This is a genomic window from Cytobacillus depressus, assembly GCF_008923245.1.
GTDB classification, from domain to species: domain Bacteria; phylum Bacillota; class Bacilli; order Bacillales; family Cytobacillaceae; genus Cytobacillus; species Cytobacillus depressus.
In genome coordinates, this window is sequence record NZ_WBOS01000014.1 from 62,916 (window position 1) to 80,731 (window position 17,816).

Here is a 17,816-nt window from a genome sequence, read left to right on the forward strand (position 1 = left end):
TTTATGAAAATAATTTTATATCTTGATTGAATATAATTTTTTGGGCCGTCCCTTTTCCAGATATTCCAAATCTAATTCAATTTCATCATTTTGGTTCATATATTCAATATATTTTCTTACAGTTAGAGCAGAAATTTTTACCTTATTACTTAGTTCATGGACAGTATATGGTTTGGCCGCTTTTTTTAATTCGGTTCTAATTATACTTAAGGTAACCGGATCAATTCCTTTTGGTAATTCAATAGTGTCAATAGATAATGAAGGATACATCTGATCAAGATCTGTTTGACTGATTTTTTTCAATGAGTGGAATATTGATTGTCTTTTATCATAATAAGACATTGCACTTTGGAAGCGCTCAAATCCATAAGGTTTAAGAATGCAATCAACTACGCCATGACGCACAGCCTCTTCAATTAAATTTGGTGCGTCTGCTGCTGTTATTAAAATAACATCAATGGCCAAATTTTCAAGCCGAATTTTTCTTAGTAATTCAATCCCATTGAATTCGGGCATATAGACATCTAATAATACAAGTTGGGGTTTCAATATTTTAATTTGTTGGAGTGCATCTTTTCCGTTTTTTGCTGTGCCAATAAGAGAGTAGGAGTCCATCTTTTTTAAATATTCAGCGTTAATTTTGGCAACCATCGGGTCATCTTCCACAATAAAAGTTGTAATCATTGAAATCCCTCCATATTTTCTGAACCTTGAATATCTTTAGGGATTTGAACAGTAAAGGATGTACCATTATTTTGTGAGAAATGGACAATTCCTTTCAGAAGGTTTTCCGCATGGTGTTTAACAAGGAATAGGCCATATCCAGCAGTATCCTTAGTTGAATAACCTTTGTTGAAAATCAGATCAATTTTGTTTTCGCTAATCCCATATCCATTATCTTCGACTAAGATAGTAATCTTGCTCTCTTTGTCTAATATCGTTATGTTGATTTCACCTGACGGCTTTTCCTTAATCGCATCGATTGCATTCTGCAGGAGATTGCCAATGATCAGAGCAACACTGTCTACTGGTATATTAGGAGGAAGCTTTTTTAATCTGCTTCCTGGTGTGAATGTAATATTCACATTTAACTCAAGGCCTTGTTGGATTTTACCTAATAGAAGACCTGAAATTTTTGGTTCCTTTATATTTCTAGTTAAAAAGTCTAAAAGTTTTTGTTGCTGCAGATTAGTTATTGAAATGTACTCTTTAACTTCATCATACTGTTTCAGTTCAATTAAGCCTGATAAAGTTTGCAGTTTATTTGCAAATTCGTGAGTTTTTGCGCGTAGTCCGTCTACATACTGGTTTACACCAGTAAGATCCTCTGCTAATTTGCGAACCTCAGAAATATCACGGAACGTAATAATATGCCCCCATAATTTTTCTTGCTGAAAAATAGGGTAATAGTTAGCCAGTATTGCAGTATCATTTACGAATAATTCAAGGTTTTTATTATTTAAAGGTGACTTTAATAATGAAAAATCTTCGAGCAGTGTATAAATATTCTTACTGTCTATGTTATAAGGTAAATTAAGAATGCTCTTCGCAGCATTATTTATTAATGTAATTTTATTATTTTGATCAACAGCAATTATGCCTTCGCTTAAAGATTCTAGCATGGCCTCTCTTTCAATAAATAGTTTCGCAATTTCTCCGGGTTCATGATTATAAAGGATGCGTTTAATTTGTTTTGCAAAAATTGTGGCCGCAGTAATTCCAATAGAAAAGGCAACCATCAGCCAAAAAATAAGAGAATCAACGTTTCTTTCAGCAAAGCTGCTAATATTATCCCGTGAGTAACCAATTGCAATAATTCCAAGCTGTTCGTTTGTATCCGGGTCTGTAATTGGAACCCATGTACGTAAAGTAGGACCAGAAATACCGTTTGCATTTGAATAGTATGCCTCTCCAGAAAGTGCTCTATCAATATCATTTCCAGTAACTCGATGGCCGATTAATGAAGGATTTGGATGAGTTTGGCGAATCCCATTTTGATTAACAAGTACTAAAAATATTCCTTCGTCTGTATCTTTTAGGTACTCTTCATATACATTTTGCAATGCAATACTGTCCTCGGGATCCTTCAGCGACTCTCTAACTACAGGTAATTTTGAAAGAAATTGAGTAATTTCCAGTGCGTTTTCTCCCATAGTTGCCTTAATGGATTCAGACAGTATTTGATAAAAGGCTAATCCGGATATCATTAAGATAACCGCAATAATAGAAATTGAATATAATATGATTCGGGTCTTCAGTGGGAGTTGTTGAAAAAACTTTTTAGTCAAATTGTTTCAACCCTTTTTTTGTATAATTTTTCGAAAATTATTGTAAGATAACAAGGTTGTACAATGAAATAATTTATTGAATCTGATAATATCAGAATTCATTGAAAATATCAAAAACGTTTTTTGATTCACTATAGAATCAAGGGGTCTTTTAATAAAATAATAAATATTCAAAATATTCAATTTTAGTATTGACATTATTAGTATTATTCATGTTAATATGTTGTTATCATGAATTTTGAATTATCACGAAATAGTTTAAAAAAAAATATCCCTTTTTGGCTTTTTATTTTTAGTTCATTTTATGAACATCATGTTCATATAGTGAACAGAGTATTAGAGGTAACTCTGAAGTGTCGTTATTTTTGTTCATATATTGAACTTGGAGTTCGTTATTAGATATATTAGAGAGATAACGATTACGAAAGCGAAGTGACTTATATGGATGAGCAATACATATTAAAAACCCTTTCCAATGCAATCGATGTTTTGGAATTGTTTGATGAAGAAGCGGCACTTACCCCAAAGGAAATAGAAAATAGAATCAAAATGAACCGAACAAATTTATATCGAATTTTATACACACTTAGACATCGTGGATTACTTGATCTTGATCCACAAACTGGGGAATACAAGATTGGCTTGAAGGTTTTTCATCTGGCATCATTGTCTTTGAAAAGATTGGATGTTAAAACGATAAGTCATCCTTTTTTACAGATATTGGGGAATTTGTTGAATGAATCTATACATTTAGTTGTCAAAAATAATCAATTTGCTATTTTTGTAGACAAGATTGAAGCGAATGAAGATGTAAATATGGGTTCTTATATTGGTTGGAGTGCTCCCTTGTACTGTACTGCTTCCGGGAAACTTCTTATAAGTTATGAATCGGATGAATGGATAAAAAGTTATTTTAAAAATTTAGACCTAAAGAAATACACGGATAATACGTTAGTTCAATATGAGCAATTTATGAATAACATAACGAATATTCGTGAAAAGGGGTATTCTTCCGATGAAGAAGAAATGGTTGAAGGTTTAACATGCTTTGCAGTTCCAATCATTGGACACAGTGGAAAAATAGTAGCCGCAGTTAGTGTTTCAGGAGCAACAACGAAAATGAATAAAAAGAAAGAACTGGTTTTAGAAGAGCTAAAAAAAACGGCAACAGAAATTTCAAAAACGATCACACGAACACCACAAGGGGTTCTTTAAAGATTGTTACTGGGAACAACAGAGGTTTCATAAAAGGGACCTCTGTTTACGGCCAAAGCCGATTAATAGATTAATAATTATTAAAGGAGGATGAAATATGGTAAGTCAGACCTTTGAGTTAATTCGTAGAATTGGAGAAGATGGTGAATTAATTGGCGACAAAATATTAGAATTGTCTAATGGTGAACTTCGAGAATTATACAGCAAGATGTTGATTGCAAGGCTTTTTGATGAAAGGGCGTTCCGCTTACAGCGTCAAGGAAGAATAGGAACATATCCGCCTTATAGCGGTCAGGAGGCATCTCAAATAGGAAGTACGTTTCTTTTAGAAAAAGGGGACTGGCTCTTTCCATATGGGAGAGATTTAGCTGCTTGTTTTACATTTGGAAAGGATATGAAAAGTGCCCTGCTATATGCAATGGGACACAAGGATGGAAGCAAGGTTCCCCAAGATCTAAATATTTTTCCATTAGCTATTATGATCCCACCACAAATACCACAAGCAGTAGGAGCCGCTTGGGCTAGTAAATTAAAAAATGAAGATCGAGTGGCATTAACGACATTTGGAGATGGAGCAACATCCAAAGGGGACTTTCATGAAGGGCTTAACATGGCGGCCGTATTAGAAGCACCTGTTGTATTCTTTTGTCAAAACAATAAGTGGGCTATAAGTGTTCCTATTGAAAAGCAAATGGCTACTGAAACAATAGCCCAAAAAGCGATTGCATATGGAATGAAAGGTGTCAGGGTAGACGGAAATGATGTTTTAGCAGTCTATGATGTAACAAAAGAGGCAATAATTCGGGCTCGTAATGGTGAAGGTCCTACCTTGATTGAAGCAGTTACATATCGGGTCGGTCCTCATACTACCTCAGATGACCCAACTAGATATAGGGAAGAATCTACGGCTGAGGAATGGCGCACTACAAGAGACCCAATTCAATTGTTTAAGAACTTCCTAATAAAGCGTGGAATTTGGTCAGAGCAGGAGGAGGTTCAGGTTGTCGAAGACATGAAAAATGAAATTAATATTGCAATAAGGGAAGCTGAAGCAACAACAAAAACAACGATTTCTGATATTTTTGATCATGTTTATGAAACACCAACAGCTGATTTAGTTATGCAGAAAAGAGAAGTTGAAACTAATATTTTGGTAAAACCATAAGGGGGAATAAAGAATGGCACTGAAAACAATTGTCCAGGCAGTTAATGAGGCTATGGATCAAGTGATGCAACAAGATCCAACCGTAATGGTTCTTGGCCTTGATGTTGGCACAAATGGGGGGGTTTTTCGAGCAACTGAAAAACTTCTTGAAAAGCATGGGGAAAATAGAGTAGTGGATACGCCTCTTGCTGAATCCGCAATAGTTGGTTCAGCTATAGGGCTAGCAGTAAATGGTTTTAAACCAATAGTAGAATTGCAGTTTATGGGTTTTATTTACTCGGCTATGGATCAAATTTGTTCGCAAGCAGCAAGAACTCGTTTTCGTTCGGGAGGTCGTTTTACCGCTCCTATGGTAATTCGTGGCCCATTTGGCGGTGGTGTTCATGCACTTGAGCTACATTGTGATAGCTATGAATCTTTTTTTACCCATACCCCGGGTTTGAAAGTTGTGATTCCGAGTAATCCATATGATGCAAAAGGGCTATTAATATCAGCAGTGAAGGACCCTGATCCAGTGATCTTTTTTGAACCAATGAGAATTTATCGGTCAGTCAAAGAAGAGGTGCCTGATGAAATGTTTGAGGTCCCTCTCGGAAAAGCCAATGTAGTGCGTGAAGGAGAAGATATCACGATTATTAGTTGGGGTGCTCCAGTACAAACTGCTGTCAAATTAGCAGAGCAGCTGGAAAAAGAGAGGAATTTATCCATTGAAGTTGTTGATTTAAGAACATTAGTTCCATTTGATTCTGAAACAGTTATGAACTCGGCTCGAAAAACAGGACGTGTAATTGTTATGCATGAAGCGGTTAAAACCGGTGGATTTGGCGCTGAAGTCGCATCTCGAGTGATGGAAGAAGCTTTTACATATTTGGAATGTCCAGTTGAAAGAGTCACCGGGTTTGACACACCTTACCCGTTTCCGCAGGTTGAGCACGAATGGATGCCAAATGAGAACAGGCTGATCAAGGCCGTTGATAAAGTACTAACTTATTAATATTATAGGGGGGATATTTGGATGATTTTTGAATTTAAATTACCTGATGTTGGTGAAGGGATTGCTGAAGGTGAAATTGTAAAATGGTTTGTCAGTATTGAAGATACCATCGAGGAAGACCAGCCCATCGCGGAGATACAAACAGATAAAGCATTAATTGAAATAACCTCTCCAGTTAACGGGAAAGTAAAAGAAATCTTGTACGAAGAAGGCGAAATAGCCCAAGTAAACTCTGTCATTATCAGCTTTAGTACATCAGATAACATAGGGGCAAATTCATCAAGTGAACATAACCAAATTCATCAAGAAATAAACCAAGAAAAAAATAAGAATGAGCAAGCCTCAATCATTAGTAATAAGAAGAAAAATCGAGTGATCGCAACCCCAACTGTACGCAGAATAGCCCGTGAATTGAATATTGACCTTACACTTGTTAAGCCTAGCGGCAAAAATGGCAGGGTAATGGAAGAAGATGTTAGGCGCTTAAAAGAACAACAGGGGCAAATGGCTCAACAGGACCATATATCACAAAAGCAAATTCCAGCTACGATTGACTTCATTAATATTCCGCAAACACAGCAAATTCCACAGCAAAATGAGATCACAATCAAGCGAGTTCCTTTAAGGGGATTAAGACGCAGCATCTCTAAAAAAATGGCACAATCCACACAAATTGCAGCACAATCTACCATCCTAGAAGAAATTGACGTTAGTCAGCTAGTAGTTCTTCGGAAACAAATGTCAGCAATTGCAAAAGAAAAAGGAGTTCACCTAACATATCTACCTTTTATTACGAAAGCAGTTGTATCGGCTTTAAAGGAGTTTCCGTATTTAAATGCCTCTTTAGATGAGAAGACAGAAGAAATTTTGTTAAAGTCCGAGTATAACATTGGGATCGCTACAGACACCTCAAAAGGACTTACTGTTCCAGTAATTAGACAGTCCGACCAGAAGCAGTTAATTGAAATAGCAAAAGAAATAACAACATTGTCTGAAAAGGCAAGGGATAATAGTTTATCAATGAATGAGTTGACTGGAGGAACATTTACAATTACCAATATAGGCTCAACAGGTGTAGGAATATTTGGTACCCCTATTATTAATTATCCCGAGGCAGCGATCCTAGGAATTCATCGCATCCAGAAGAAACCCATTGTAACGGAGGAAGAGGAGATTGCTGTTCGAGACATTATGGGGGTAAGTCTAAGTTTCGACCACCGTTTAATTGATGGAGCCATGGCATCCCGCTTCTTAAAACATATTATTACTTTCTTAGAGAGCCCTAATCAATTGTTTATGGAAATGGTCTAGTAGATGACAAAATAATATTAAAAACACTAGGGGGTAAAAAATGATTAAAAAGCCATTTCAAATGATGATTTTGGTACTTATACTCTTAATGGCAGCTTGCAGTAATTCTGCAAAACCAACTGATGTAACAAATGAAGAAGGCGCTTCAGAAAACACAGAAGAAGGATCTACAGATGTTATTAAAATTGGCTTTATCTCTGATGCTACCGGTCTGGCTTCTTCTCAAGGTAAACCGGAAATGGATACTGCTGAATATTTAGAAGCAAAAATTAACGAAGATGGTGGCATTAACGGTAAAAAGGTGAAATTGATCAAATACGATTCTGAAAGTGATGAAACATCAGCGGTACTAGGAATGAAAAAACTTATTAATCAAAATGTCTCCATCGTTGTCGGTGGCACTATCACGGGAAGTAGTCTTGCAATCCTGGAAATCGCGCAAAAGGAAAAAGTTCCATATATTTCATTAGCAGCCGGCTCTGAGATTGTAAAACCAGTAAAAGAATATGTTTTTAAAGTCGTTCATAACAGTGACCTAATGATTGAACAAACTTTAAAGAGTTTAAATGAAAACAATATTCAAAAAGTGGCGTGGATGAATATAAATGATGCTTATGGCGAAGACGGATATAAACACTTCAAAGAGATGGCACCTGATTATGGGGTCGAAATCATAGCTGAGGAAATTTTTGAAGGAAGCGATACGAGTGTAATTCCACAGCTTTCAAAAATAAAGTTGAAAAAGCCTGATGCTATCGTAGTTTGGACCCGCCCGCCATCTGGTTCGGTAGTTTCTAAGGATTTTAAGCAATTAGGTTTTAATATACCTTTAGTACACAGCTATGGTATGGCAAACCAAGCGTACCTTGACCAAGCGGGAGCCATTGCAAATGGCAATTTATTAGCTAGTGGGAAAATCTTGATTTCGGAGAACCTTCCAGACAGTGACCCTCAGAAAAAGATTATAGAGGATTTTATCAAAGATCATAAGGAAAAGCTTGGATACCCTCCAACAAACTTCTCGGGATATTCTTATGACGGGATTATGCTTGGAATTGAAGCAATAAAGAATGTCGGAACAGATCGAAATGCAATAAGGGATTATATCGAGAATAACATTAAAGATTTTGTTGGTATTACAGGTGTATTTAATATTACGCCTGAGGATCATAGTGGGTTAAGTCTAGACTCAATTGTAATGATTGAAGTCAAAGATGGAAATTGGGCTTTATATAACAAATAGTTTATGAAGAAAAATTAAGTACATACGGATGGTAATTCCATCCGTATAGTCCTTTCAGAGGAGTGGAAATAATTGGAGTATACATCCTTTATTGTACAGCTTCTAATTGGTGGTTTAACAATAGGTAGTATATATGCATTGATAGCAGTCGGTTTCGTAATCACTTTTAATGTAACTGGCGTATTAAATTTATCTCAAGGTGAATTTGCTATGATCGGAGGTTTGACGGCAACGTCACTTATAGCCGCAGGTCTTTCTTATCCTTTAACTTTTATTTTGGCTATCTTAATCACAATGATTGTTGGTGCTGTTTTTGAACGAACATCTATCTACCCTGCTCGAAACGCTTCTCCTTTAACATTGATTATTATTACGATCGGTGCATCAATTGTTCTTCGTGGTATTGCATTATTAATATGGGGAACAAATCCTCATAGCATGGCACCTTTAGATCCAAGAGAACCAGTACAAATTTTTCAGGCCTTCATATTAAGACAAAGCATTTGGGCTATTGTTATTTGCTTAGCCATGGTGGTTTTAATGTATTTCTTTTTTTATAAAACTTATTGGGGAAAAACATTGCGGGCCTGCGTTATTAATCGTTTAGCTGCCAGAGTAATGGGAATTAAACCTACTAAAATGTCATTCTATACGTTATCAATCAGTGCCGGCCTTGGAGCATTGGCGGGAATTATTACAACTCCAATTACAGGCGCTACATATGAGATGGGATTAATGCTAGGACTGAAAGCATTTGTAGCTGCTGCAATTGGCGGTCTAAATAATGCACCAGCTGCGATTGCTGGTGGCTTCCTAATCGGTATCATTGAATCCCTAAGTGCGGGGTTAATCTCATCTGGATATAAAGATGCAATCATTTTCGGCATGTTAATTATCGTACTTATCTTTTTACCAAATGGCATGTTTTCAAAATCAACCGGAAAACGGGTTTAAAGGAGGGACTTAAGAAGTGAATACCTTCGGAAATAAAATGGGAAATTGGCGCATTGTAGTCTTCGTTATTGTTTTGATAGCACTGCCAGTTGTGTTTAGAAATCCATATCTTACGAGCGTCCTAGTGATTATCGGTCTTTACGGAATTGTAGCTATGGGATTAGGGTTGCTACTAGGATTTACGGGTCAAATTTCCATTTCTCAGGCAGCATTCTATGGAATTGGGGCCTATACATCAGCAATATTAACAGTTACTTACGGTGTTTCTCCTTGGGTTGCGATTATTGCTGGATGTGTCATATCAGCAATTGTTGCATTAGTAATCGGATGGCCAACATTAAAATTAGAGGAAAATTATTTGGCACTAGCTACGCTTGGATTTGGTTTTATTGTTTATATTTCTTTTATGCAGATGGTAGAACTCACCGGAGGTCCATCCGGCATAAGACATATCCCGCCATTATCTCTAGGATTCATGACTTTTGATACAGATGTAAAATACTACTACTTAGTTTGGGTTGTTGCATTAGGACTTTTGTATTTCTCTTCTAAGCTAGTTAAATCAAGAGTAGGAAGGGCACTCAGAGCAATTCGCAGCAGTGAAATTGCTGCTAAGTCTGTCGGTATTAATCCAACGAAATTCAAGGTGCAAGTATTCATGTTGAGTGCTGTATTTGCATCGATTGCAGGCAGTTTATATGCACATTATGTATCATTTATTAGTCCATCTCCTTTTTATGTAACAGCCTCAATCAATTTCGTTATCATCGCAGTAATTGGGGGATTAACGAATATTTGGGGAGGACTCGTAGGTGCAGCTGTTATTACTGGTCTGGGTGAATTGGTCCGGGAAGTAGTTCCACTATTTATACCAGATGCCGGCAGTGAATATGAACTGATTTTATTTGGAGTGATTTTAGTTGTAACGATGATTTTTATGCCACAAGGACTATCAGTTGGTGTAAAGGACGGATGGATGAAATGGGCTGGTAGAAGCAAAAGGATCAAGAACATTAAGGAGGGAGAAATGAACAATGAGAACACCGTTGCTTGAAATCTCTAACCTTACAAAACAATTTGGCGGTGTTACCGCAGTCAATAAGGTCAACTTTAATGTGTTTCCAAATGAGATTATTGCTGTTATTGGGCCTAATGGAGCAGGTAAAACAACTCTTATTAATATGATTACCTCTATTGTTCAAACAAGCCAAGGAGAAATAAAATTTTCGGGAGAATCAATTACAGGGAGAAAAACTCACGAAGTTGCCAAAAGGGGGATAACAAGAACATTTCAGAATTTACAGATCTTCAATGATATGACAGTAGTCGAAAACGTGATGGTTGGCTTTCATACTCGAACCAAAAGTGGCTTTTTCTCCGGAGGCTTCGGTTTTTCCAGCGCTAGAAAGGATAACAAAATTGCATACGAAAAAGCAATAGAGGCCTTGGGTCTAGTTGGGCTTAAAGATCGTAAGGATGAGCTTGCAATGAATCTTCCATACGGACTGCAAAGACTAGTAGAAATCGCACGTTCAATAGTAATGGAACCGAACCTTGTATTATTAGATGAACCAATGGCCGGCTTAAACCAAAAGGAATCAATTGAACTTGTTCGAATTATACTTCGGCTGAGAAAAAGAGGCTACACATTTTTATTTGTTGAACATGATATGGAAATGGTAATGGGAATATCTGATCGAATTATTGTTATTGAAAATGGAGTTAAAATAGCAGAGGGAACTCCCGAAGAGATTCAACGAGATCCTGTAGTAATTGCTGCTTATCTAGGAGAGGAGATCATTCCGCATGCTTAATGTTCGGAATCTTCACACATACCATGGTCATATTCATGTATTAAAAGGGATTAGTTTTCATGTGAATAAAGGTGAAATGCTAGCAATTATAGGAGGAAACGGTGCTGGAAAAAGTACTCTTCTTGGTACTTTAACCGGGATTTATCAGCCGCGCCAAGGTGAGATCCACTTAGAAAATAAAAATATTACTAACATTCTTATCGAAGAAACGGTACACCAAGGTATGGTTTTAGTACCCGAGCGGCGCCAAATTTTTGATGCGTTAACCGTATATGAAAACTTGATGTTAGGTGCTTTTCATAGATATAGGAAGGATAAAAAACAATTAAAAAATGATGCGGAAGAGGTATTAGAAATCTTTCCGCGGTTAAAAGAAATGCTTACTCGGTTGGGAGGGAATTTAAGCGGGGGAGAACAACAAATGCTAGCTATCGGAAGAGGTCTAATGGCAAAGCCGAAAATAATGTTATTAGATGAACCATCCCTTGGACTAGCACCTATCATTGTTCAGGATATCATGGAAGTACTGGCAAATTTGCGGAAATCTACTGATACCACCATTATCTTAGTTGAACAAAATGCGAAGGCCGCGATGAAAGTATCTGACCGTACATGTGTAATAGAGCGGGGACAGATAGCTTTAAATGGGAATTCAAAAGAAATGCTCGAAGATTCAAGGGTAGCATCATTATATTTAGGAGGAAACTCTACAGATTTTAAGGCAATAAAAGAAGAAATATTTTTAGAGCAGTTATAGGATTTCCAAGGTTTCCAAAAAAATATTAAACTGGCGGTGGGATAATGAAAAAAATAAGCATTTTAGGCGGTGCAGGTACGTTAGGAGCTACTACTGCTTTTGTACTTGCCCAGAAAAATCTTGTGGATGAAATTTGCCTGATTGATATAAAAGGAAATATAGCCGCAAGCCATAAAATGGATCTCGAACAAGCAATTGCGGAATTTTCTAATACGAAAATTACAAGCGGTGATTTCTCATTGTTAAAGGGAACCGATATTGTGATAAATACAGTTGGAATTCCCGAGAAGCAGGTTTCATCCCGTATGGATTATTTGGAAGGAAATTATAAAATTATCCAGCAGATAGCTGATTATTTGAATTTGTATACCACGAATCCAATCATCATTACAGCTACAAATCCTTTAGATATTATTAATTCACTACTCAACCACACCGTCAGTATTGACCCAAATAGAATAATTGGTTTTTCATTAAATGATACCTTCCGCGTTCGCTGGGCTCTTTCTTTAGTTCTGAATAAACCAATTAAAGCAATCGATGCAGTTGTTTTAGGAGAACATGGGGAGGATCAACTACCAATCTATAGTCATATTTATGTGGAGAAGAACCATATTACCTTAACCAAAGAGCAAAAGCATCATGTACAGCAAATTATAAAGAATTGGTTTGCAGAGTATCAGTCACTTAATTCGGGAAGAACAACAGGATGGCTTTCTTCCATTAATTTATCTCGGATTGTAAAGGCGATAGTTGAAGATACAAAGGAGTGTATACCTTGTTCTGTAATTGGATTGGATGGAATTTCGATTGGCCAGCCAGCGGTTATTGGCAGAAATGGAGTCGAATCTATTAAGGAAATTCCATTGACAATAGATGAACAAGCACAGCTTATCAGAATTAAAGAAAAGATAACTAGCGTAGTAGACCAGCTACTCCAATATCAAGGTAACCGCTTATGAGTAAAAAAATAACTTTTGCCATTATCGGTGCAGGTGCAATGGGCTGTAGATTTGGAGCCCAGCTTTTAGAAGCTGGTTTCGATGTAACTCTGTATGATGTGTGGAAAGAGCATATAGAAGCGATTCAAAATCATGGATTAATAGTAAAACGAGGCGAAGAAGAAAAGGTAATCAAAATTGAAGCCTATGTGGATCCACTAAAAGATAAAACCTATAATGTTTTAATCGTTTTTACAAAGGCTCAATATACTGAGGAGGCTCTAAACAAATATTCTGCATTAATCTCACAAGAAACATATATTTTGACATTGCAAAATGGACTTGGTAATAAAGAATCGATAGCAAATTACGTCAGTATGGATAGGATCATAGTGGGGACAACAACATATAGTAGTGATTTGTTTAAACCTGGGGTCATTGAAGTTGGCGGATCAGGAGAAACATTAATTACCAATTTAAGAGGAACTTCTTTCGTTGTTTCAAAGATAGAAGAAGCTCTTAATAAAGCCTTTCTAAATACTCGAATTTCAAAGAACACAATGATAGCAATTTGGGAAAAATTGGCATTTAACGCAGCGATCAATTCAGTAACTGCTTTAACAGGCTTGACAACAGGTCATGTCGGAAACCATCCTTTAGGTATTCATTTATTGAGGAAAATCGTAGAAGAAGTGGCCGTGGTAGCAAGGTATCTTGATATAGTAATTGATACTGAAAGTGTAGTAAATACATTGCTAGAAATATCAGCACCGGATAAAGCGGGGAATCACTATCCGTCCATGGCTCAGGATATAGTGAAGAAAAAGAAAACTGAAATTGAAGCTATCAATGGTGCCATCATTCGTGAAGCAGAAAAATGCAAAATATCTGTTCCATATAATCAATCTGTTTATAGCATGATAAAAATGATTGAGGATAATTATATGCCAAATCAAACAAATAAATTTCAACAAAAAATTTTATTCTGAGGTGAAAAGATGGTTGTTGGTGAGGTAGTAAATGAAGTAGATTTACTAATAATTGGAGGCGGTCCCGGTGGTTATACCGCTGCTATACGTGCGTCACAATTAGGAAAAACTGTAACACTTGTTGAAAAGGAAGACTTGGGCGGTGTTTGCCTTAATAAAGGCTGTATACCTTCAAAAGCATTAATATCTGCAGCTGATCGGTATCAATCCATTCGTCAGGGAGGCGAAATGGGTTTTGAGGTTGATGGTGTTACAATTAACTTTTCCAAAATCCAAAGCTGGAAGGAGAATTTAGTAAAAAAACTATCCGATGGTGTTTCCGGTCTCCTAAAGAATAATAGAGTTGACGTAATAAAAGGAGAGGCTTTCTTTATTAATGAAAATGAAGTTAGAGTACTTAATGGATATGAGAGTAATAGGTTTCGATTTAATAATTGCATAATTTCAACAGGGTCGCGACCGATTGAAATCCATGGGATTCCATTTGGTGCTCGAATCTTGTCATCAACAGAAGCACTTAATTTGCAAGCAATCCCACAGAGTTTAGCTGTTATTGGTGGAGGGTACATTGGAGTAGAGCTTAGCCAAGCTTATGCAAAACTTGGAGCAAAAGTAACCATCTTAGAAGTACAACAAACCATCTTGCCTCAATTTGAAAAACGTTCAGTTAATTTAGTTAAACGTAAAATGGAAAAAGATAATATCGATATTATAACGAACGCAAATGTTGTTGATATTGAACAATCTGAAAATGAGGTAACCATATTATATGAGATAAATGGAGAAAATTACAAGGTCGCAGCTGATTATTTATTAGTCACAGCTGGACGAAGACCAAATACAGATGAACTAGCTCTCGATGTCCTTAATATCAATGTAGACAATAAGGGATTAATCGAGGTAGATGAACAATGCAGAACAAGTATACCAAACATTTTTGCAATTGGGGATATTATTAAAGGTCCACCACTAGCACATAAGGCTTCGTACGAAGGAAAAGTTGCTGCAGAGGTGATTTGTGGATTGATAAGCGCTGTGGATTACCAGGTAATTCCATTAATTGTATTCTCCGATCCAGAAATTGCAGCGGTAGGTTTTTCTGAAGAAGAGGCAAAGAATGAACAATATAATATTGAAGTTGGAAGATTTTCTTTTTTAGCCAACGGCCGAGCTCTATCACTAGGTTCTTCAGAAGGATTTATGAGTATTATTGCTGAAAGAGAAACAGGTGTTATATTGGGAGCTGAGATCGTTGGACAAGGCGCTTCAGATTTAATTTCTGAAGTCGGATTCGCTATAGAAATGGGTGGGACAGTTCACGATATTAGTTCCACTATACATGGACACCCTACTCTATCAGAAGTAATAATGGAGACAGCCAAAATGGTTTCAGAAAATGGATCTACTCAATCGGGTAGAATGCGTTCACTCTTTGACCAATTTGAACAATTGATTTAATAAATACTTAGTGACTCAACTTTCGTAGAATAAAATCAGGAAATAAGCCTTGATAACTAGGAAGCCTTGAAATCCACTGCTCTAGTTAACCTTGAATTAACTTTTTTACTTTCTTATCTATTTTCTAGGTTTGTTAGTAGTACAGTTAAAAGGCTAGGAGGTGCAGTTAAGTCAACAAAAAGCACTTATCTTATTGGTGTGAAGTAGAATACTTTTAATAAAAACTTTATAAACGTCGACTCACATTTCAGTTTCTTGAATGTTTGATCGTCTTTATTGTCTTATCGATACTTCTATTGTAAGCCCCCTATCAAACAACGCACATGAACACGCAGTTAGTCCTTATATTGATACGTTTATCGTACCAGGAGGTGCTGCTATTTTTATTTGCGTTGTTTGAATACGGGCTTAAGAAACTCGTATGTAAGGTTTCACATTATGCAATTGAATACCCCCATACACCGTTCACTAACTCCTTCTTAATTCTTCCTTTCCCTTCTAAATAATCCAACTGGCCAATAATTTCTGACATAACGAGAGAAAATTGCTGCTTATATATATCTTTATAATAGGTTTGGGCAAGGTCGTTGCCGGTGGAAATACCAGACTCTATTAACGAGGCAATCTTATTTGATTTCCTTTCAATGCCTTCCAGCCTTTTATTAATTAATTGATGGGGCTCTTCAATTAGGTTTCCATGGCCTGGAAAGACGAGCTTGGATTGAAGTGCTAGACATCTTTTTAGTGAATGAATATGGTCATTTAACGTAAACATTCGATGGCCGAATTGATCTGGTTCCACTAGGGCATTACTTGAAATATGTTCAAGTAGTAAATCTCCTGCGAAAAGCCACCCACAGTCTCTTGCATAAAGCGCAATCTGATCTGGCGCATGCCCTGGAATATGAATTACATCGAAATTCATCCATCTGTTGTCCGTGATCTCCTTTAGATCACACTCAATTTTATTTGATCTGTTCTTTTGTAAAGCTTGTTTTAAATAGTCTACTTGCCTAACTCCCGCTTCGCCACAGTCCATCTCATTATACAAGTTTGAAAAAAATTCTACTCTCATGTTTAAAAAATCATCATCCCTCTTTAAGCGTGGGATCGAAGCTGAATGTGCATAGACAGGAATTGGGTGTTCAGAAATAATTCGGTTTACTAAGCCGACGTGGTCAATATGATGGTGGGTTAAAATGATTTGGGTTAAATCTTTTAAGGTCAAATTATTTTTTCCTAAGGTGTTTTGTAATGCTTCCCAACATTCTTCGGTATCAAATCCAGCATCGATTAGCGTAAGTGAATCTTCCTTCTTAAATAAAAAGAAGTTAATGCTTTTTAATGCAGAATGGTTCGTAACCATAATAGGGAAGACTTCATAATTATGTTCTCTAAATGTAAACATTTGTCTCACTCCTCAAAAATTACATGTAAATTAATTATTTATTCATCTATTTTGTGCGCCAGTTATAAAAAACATAATTTAGAACTATATAACTGTCAAACTATTTAATCTATTGTTTTTTAATCCTATTGCACCTTATGCTAAGTAAATTCCGTTAAATGCCCGTACTTAGAAGTTTCATATGAAATAAATAAACATCGTTAGCCCATTATTGGCTATCTATACTTGGAAGGTATCATTGCGATTTTTTTACGTTCGTTCAAAAATGATGAAATGATTAGAAAAAGGGAGAGAATATTAGTAAATGGAAGTATTCCATTTGTTTTCCTCACTAAAATGGCGAATTTTAATGTTTGATAATAGTGGGAATATTTTATATATTATGTATTAACAACGAAAGATTCAATTTCGTAATATCATATCCGGGAGGTTTTTATTTTGACAACAGCACTTGAAACAAAATCGCTAACGTTAGTAAAAAAGGATGGTGTTGCAGAGGTTCACATCCACGTCAATAAGACGAACGCTTATGATTTGGACTATTACAAAGAATTAAATGCGGCAATTGATAATATTCGGTTTGATAGTGACATTAAAGCTGTCGTCTTAATGAGTGATATGCCGAGGTTCTTCTCAGCGGGTGCTAATATTAATTTTCTAAAAGCGGCAGATCCGAAGTTTAAAACTCAATTTTGCTTATTCTGTAATGAAACTTTGGATAAAATCGCGCGTTCACCACAGATTTGGATTGCCTGTTTGGAAGGACATACAGTAGGTGGCGGATTAGAAATGGCATTAGCTTGTGACCTTCGTTTCATGGGTGACCAAGCTGGTAAAATCGGTCTTCCTGAAATTACTCTTGGTGTATTAGCAGGTACAGGTGGTACGCAGCGTCTAGCACGTCAAGTTGGTCACTCCAAGGCTTTAGATTTAAACTTAACGGGTGAAACACTTTCTCCACAAGAAGCATTAGACATCAAATTAGTTGACCGCGTATTCCCTCAAGAAGAGACAAGAGCAAAAACTTTAGAATATGCCCAAAAAATTGCTAGCAGTGCAACATATGCTGCATCAAATATTAAACTCTCAATCATGAATGGAAAAGAAATGCCGTTGAACGTAGCGATTCGATATGAAGGCGAACTTCAAAATCTTTTATTCCGCTCTCAAGATGCTCAAGAAGGATTAAGTGCATTCATTGAGAAGCGTGAAGCTAACTGGTCAGGTAATTAATAAGAAAGAAATGGCGATATCGGCTATCGATATCGCCATTTTAAAC

General features: G+C 36.5%; 16 protein-coding genes. 13 read left to right on the forward strand and 3 right to left on the reverse strand.

The annotated features are described in order from the left end of the window. Nucleotides 1–15: 15 nt before the first annotated feature. Entirely contained in the window at nt 16–684 is a 669-nt protein-coding gene (locus tag F7731_RS20030) for a response regulator (protein WP_151536570.1), read from the reverse strand. After that, nucleotides 681–2,288 carry an ATP-binding protein gene (locus F7731_RS20035; RefSeq protein WP_151536571.1) on the reverse strand — a complete coding sequence of 536 codons (1,608 nt, stop codon included), beginning with the start codon at nt 2,286–2,288 and terminating at the stop codon, nt 681–683. The genes F7731_RS20030 and F7731_RS20035 overlap by 4 nt, the downstream gene beginning before the upstream one ends. 441 nt (nt 2,289–2,729) lie before the next feature. Here F7731_RS20035 and F7731_RS20040 point away from each other — a divergent pair, with 441 nt between their 5' ends. From F7731_RS20040 to lpdA, 12 genes are all read left to right on the forward strand, one after another. Continuing rightward, nucleotides 2,730–3,503, forward strand: coding sequence for an IclR family transcriptional regulator (locus F7731_RS20040; protein ID WP_151536572.1), 774 nt, complete (start codon nt 2,730–2,732; stop codon nt 3,501–3,503). Nucleotides 3,504–3,600: 97 nt separating this feature from the next. After that, on the forward strand, nt 3,601–4,668 hold the full coding sequence (pdhA, locus tag F7731_RS20045; RefSeq protein ID WP_151536573.1) for a pyruvate dehydrogenase (acetyl-transferring) E1 component subunit alpha: 1,068 nt from the start codon (nt 3,601–3,603) through the stop codon (nt 4,666–4,668). Nucleotides 4,669–4,681: 13 nt separating this feature from the next. Continuing rightward, nucleotides 4,682–5,662, forward strand: a complete 981-nt coding sequence (locus F7731_RS20050) for an alpha-ketoacid dehydrogenase subunit beta (RefSeq protein WP_151536574.1) — start codon at nt 4,682–4,684, stop codon at nt 5,660–5,662. A 21-nt stretch (nt 5,663–5,683) separates the two neighbouring features. After that, complete coding sequence (locus F7731_RS20055; RefSeq protein WP_151536575.1) at nt 5,684–6,973, forward strand: dihydrolipoamide acetyltransferase family protein; 1,290 nt, start codon at nt 5,684–5,686, stop codon at nt 6,971–6,973. A 40-nt stretch (nt 6,974–7,013) separates the two neighbouring features. Continuing rightward, nucleotides 7,014–8,216 (forward strand): ABC transporter substrate-binding protein, encoded by a 1,203-nt coding sequence (locus tag F7731_RS20060; RefSeq protein ID WP_151536576.1) that lies wholly within the window; start codon nt 7,014–7,016, stop codon nt 8,214–8,216. Between the two features lie 72 nt (nt 8,217–8,288). Then, complete coding sequence (locus F7731_RS20065; protein ID WP_151536577.1) at nt 8,289–9,170, forward strand: branched-chain amino acid ABC transporter permease; 882 nt, start codon at nt 8,289–8,291, stop codon at nt 9,168–9,170. Between the two features lie 16 nt (nt 9,171–9,186). Then, the gene (locus F7731_RS20070) at nt 9,187–10,224 is read left to right on the forward strand and encodes a branched-chain amino acid ABC transporter permease (protein ID WP_212031225.1); all 1,038 of its coding nucleotides are present in this window, start codon (nt 9,187–9,189) and stop codon (nt 10,222–10,224) included. Then, entirely contained in the window at nt 10,205–10,984 is a 780-nt protein-coding gene (locus F7731_RS20075) for an ABC transporter ATP-binding protein (RefSeq protein WP_151536578.1), read from the forward strand. Before F7731_RS20070 ends, F7731_RS20075 begins: the two co-directional genes overlap by 20 nt. Beyond that, nucleotides 10,977–11,741 carry an ABC transporter ATP-binding protein gene (locus tag F7731_RS20080; RefSeq protein WP_151536579.1) on the forward strand — a complete coding sequence of 255 codons (765 nt, stop codon included), beginning with the start codon at nt 10,977–10,979 and terminating at the stop codon, nt 11,739–11,741. Before F7731_RS20075 ends, F7731_RS20080 begins: the two co-directional genes overlap by 8 nt. Before the next feature lie 44 nt (nt 11,742–11,785). Next, nucleotides 11,786–12,703 (forward strand): malate dehydrogenase, encoded by a 918-nt coding sequence (locus F7731_RS20085; RefSeq protein ID WP_151536580.1) that lies wholly within the window; start codon nt 11,786–11,788, stop codon nt 12,701–12,703. Beyond that, entirely contained in the window at nt 12,700–13,671 is a 972-nt protein-coding gene (locus F7731_RS20090) for a ketopantoate reductase family protein (protein WP_151536581.1), read from the forward strand. Before F7731_RS20085 ends, F7731_RS20090 begins: the two co-directional genes overlap by 4 nt. Nucleotides 13,672–13,680: 9 nt before the next feature. Next, nucleotides 13,681–15,129, forward strand: coding sequence for a dihydrolipoyl dehydrogenase (lpdA, locus tag F7731_RS20095; protein ID WP_151536582.1), 1,449 nt, complete (start codon nt 13,681–13,683; stop codon nt 15,127–15,129). A gap of 436 nt (nt 15,130–15,565) precedes the next feature. Here lpdA and F7731_RS20100 read toward each other — a convergent pair whose 3' ends face one another. After that, complete coding sequence (locus F7731_RS20100; protein ID WP_151536583.1) at nt 15,566–16,537, reverse strand: MBL fold metallo-hydrolase; 972 nt, start codon at nt 16,535–16,537, stop codon at nt 15,566–15,568. A 438-nt stretch (nt 16,538–16,975) separates the two neighbouring features. On the opposite strand from F7731_RS20100, the gene F7731_RS20105 reads away from it, so the two are divergent. Continuing rightward, nucleotides 16,976–17,770: an enoyl-CoA hydratase/isomerase family protein gene (locus F7731_RS20105; RefSeq protein WP_151536584.1), complete on the forward strand. Its 795-nt coding sequence runs from the start codon at nt 16,976–16,978 to the stop codon at nt 17,768–17,770. Nucleotides 17,771–17,816 lie beyond the last annotated feature (46 nt).

Excerpts from the sequence above, each read along its gene's own strand:
- F7731_RS20030 (WP_151536570.1), bottom strand. The coding sequence starts at position 684 with ATGATTACAACTTTTATTGTGGAAGATGACCCGATGGTTGCCAAAATT.
- F7731_RS20040 (WP_151536572.1), top strand. The coding sequence starts at position 2,730 with ATGGATGAGCAATACATATTAAAAACCCTTTCCAATGCAATCGATGTT.
- pdhA (WP_151536573.1), top strand. The coding sequence starts at position 3,601 with ATGGTAAGTCAGACCTTTGAGTTAATTCGTAGAATTGGAGAAGATGGT.
- F7731_RS20050 (WP_151536574.1), top strand. The coding sequence starts at position 4,682 with ATGGCACTGAAAACAATTGTCCAGGCAGTTAATGAGGCTATGGATCAA.
- F7731_RS20055 (WP_151536575.1), top strand. The coding sequence starts at position 5,684 with ATGATTTTTGAATTTAAATTACCTGATGTTGGTGAAGGGATTGCTGAA.
- F7731_RS20060 (WP_151536576.1), top strand. The coding sequence starts at position 7,014 with ATGATTAAAAAGCCATTTCAAATGATGATTTTGGTACTTATACTCTTA.
- F7731_RS20075 (WP_151536578.1), top strand. The coding sequence starts at position 10,205 with ATGAGAACACCGTTGCTTGAAATCTCTAACCTTACAAAACAATTTGGC.
- F7731_RS20080 (WP_151536579.1), top strand. The coding sequence starts at position 10,977 with ATGCTTAATGTTCGGAATCTTCACACATACCATGGTCATATTCATGTA.
- F7731_RS20085 (WP_151536580.1), top strand. The coding sequence starts at position 11,786 with ATGAAAAAAATAAGCATTTTAGGCGGTGCAGGTACGTTAGGAGCTACT.
- F7731_RS20090 (WP_151536581.1), top strand. The coding sequence starts at position 12,700 with ATGAGTAAAAAAATAACTTTTGCCATTATCGGTGCAGGTGCAATGGGC.
- lpdA (WP_151536582.1), top strand. The coding sequence starts at position 13,681 with ATGGTTGTTGGTGAGGTAGTAAATGAAGTAGATTTACTAATAATTGGA.
- F7731_RS20100 (WP_151536583.1), bottom strand. The coding sequence starts at position 16,537 with ATGTTTACATTTAGAGAACATAATTATGAAGTCTTCCCTATTATGGTT.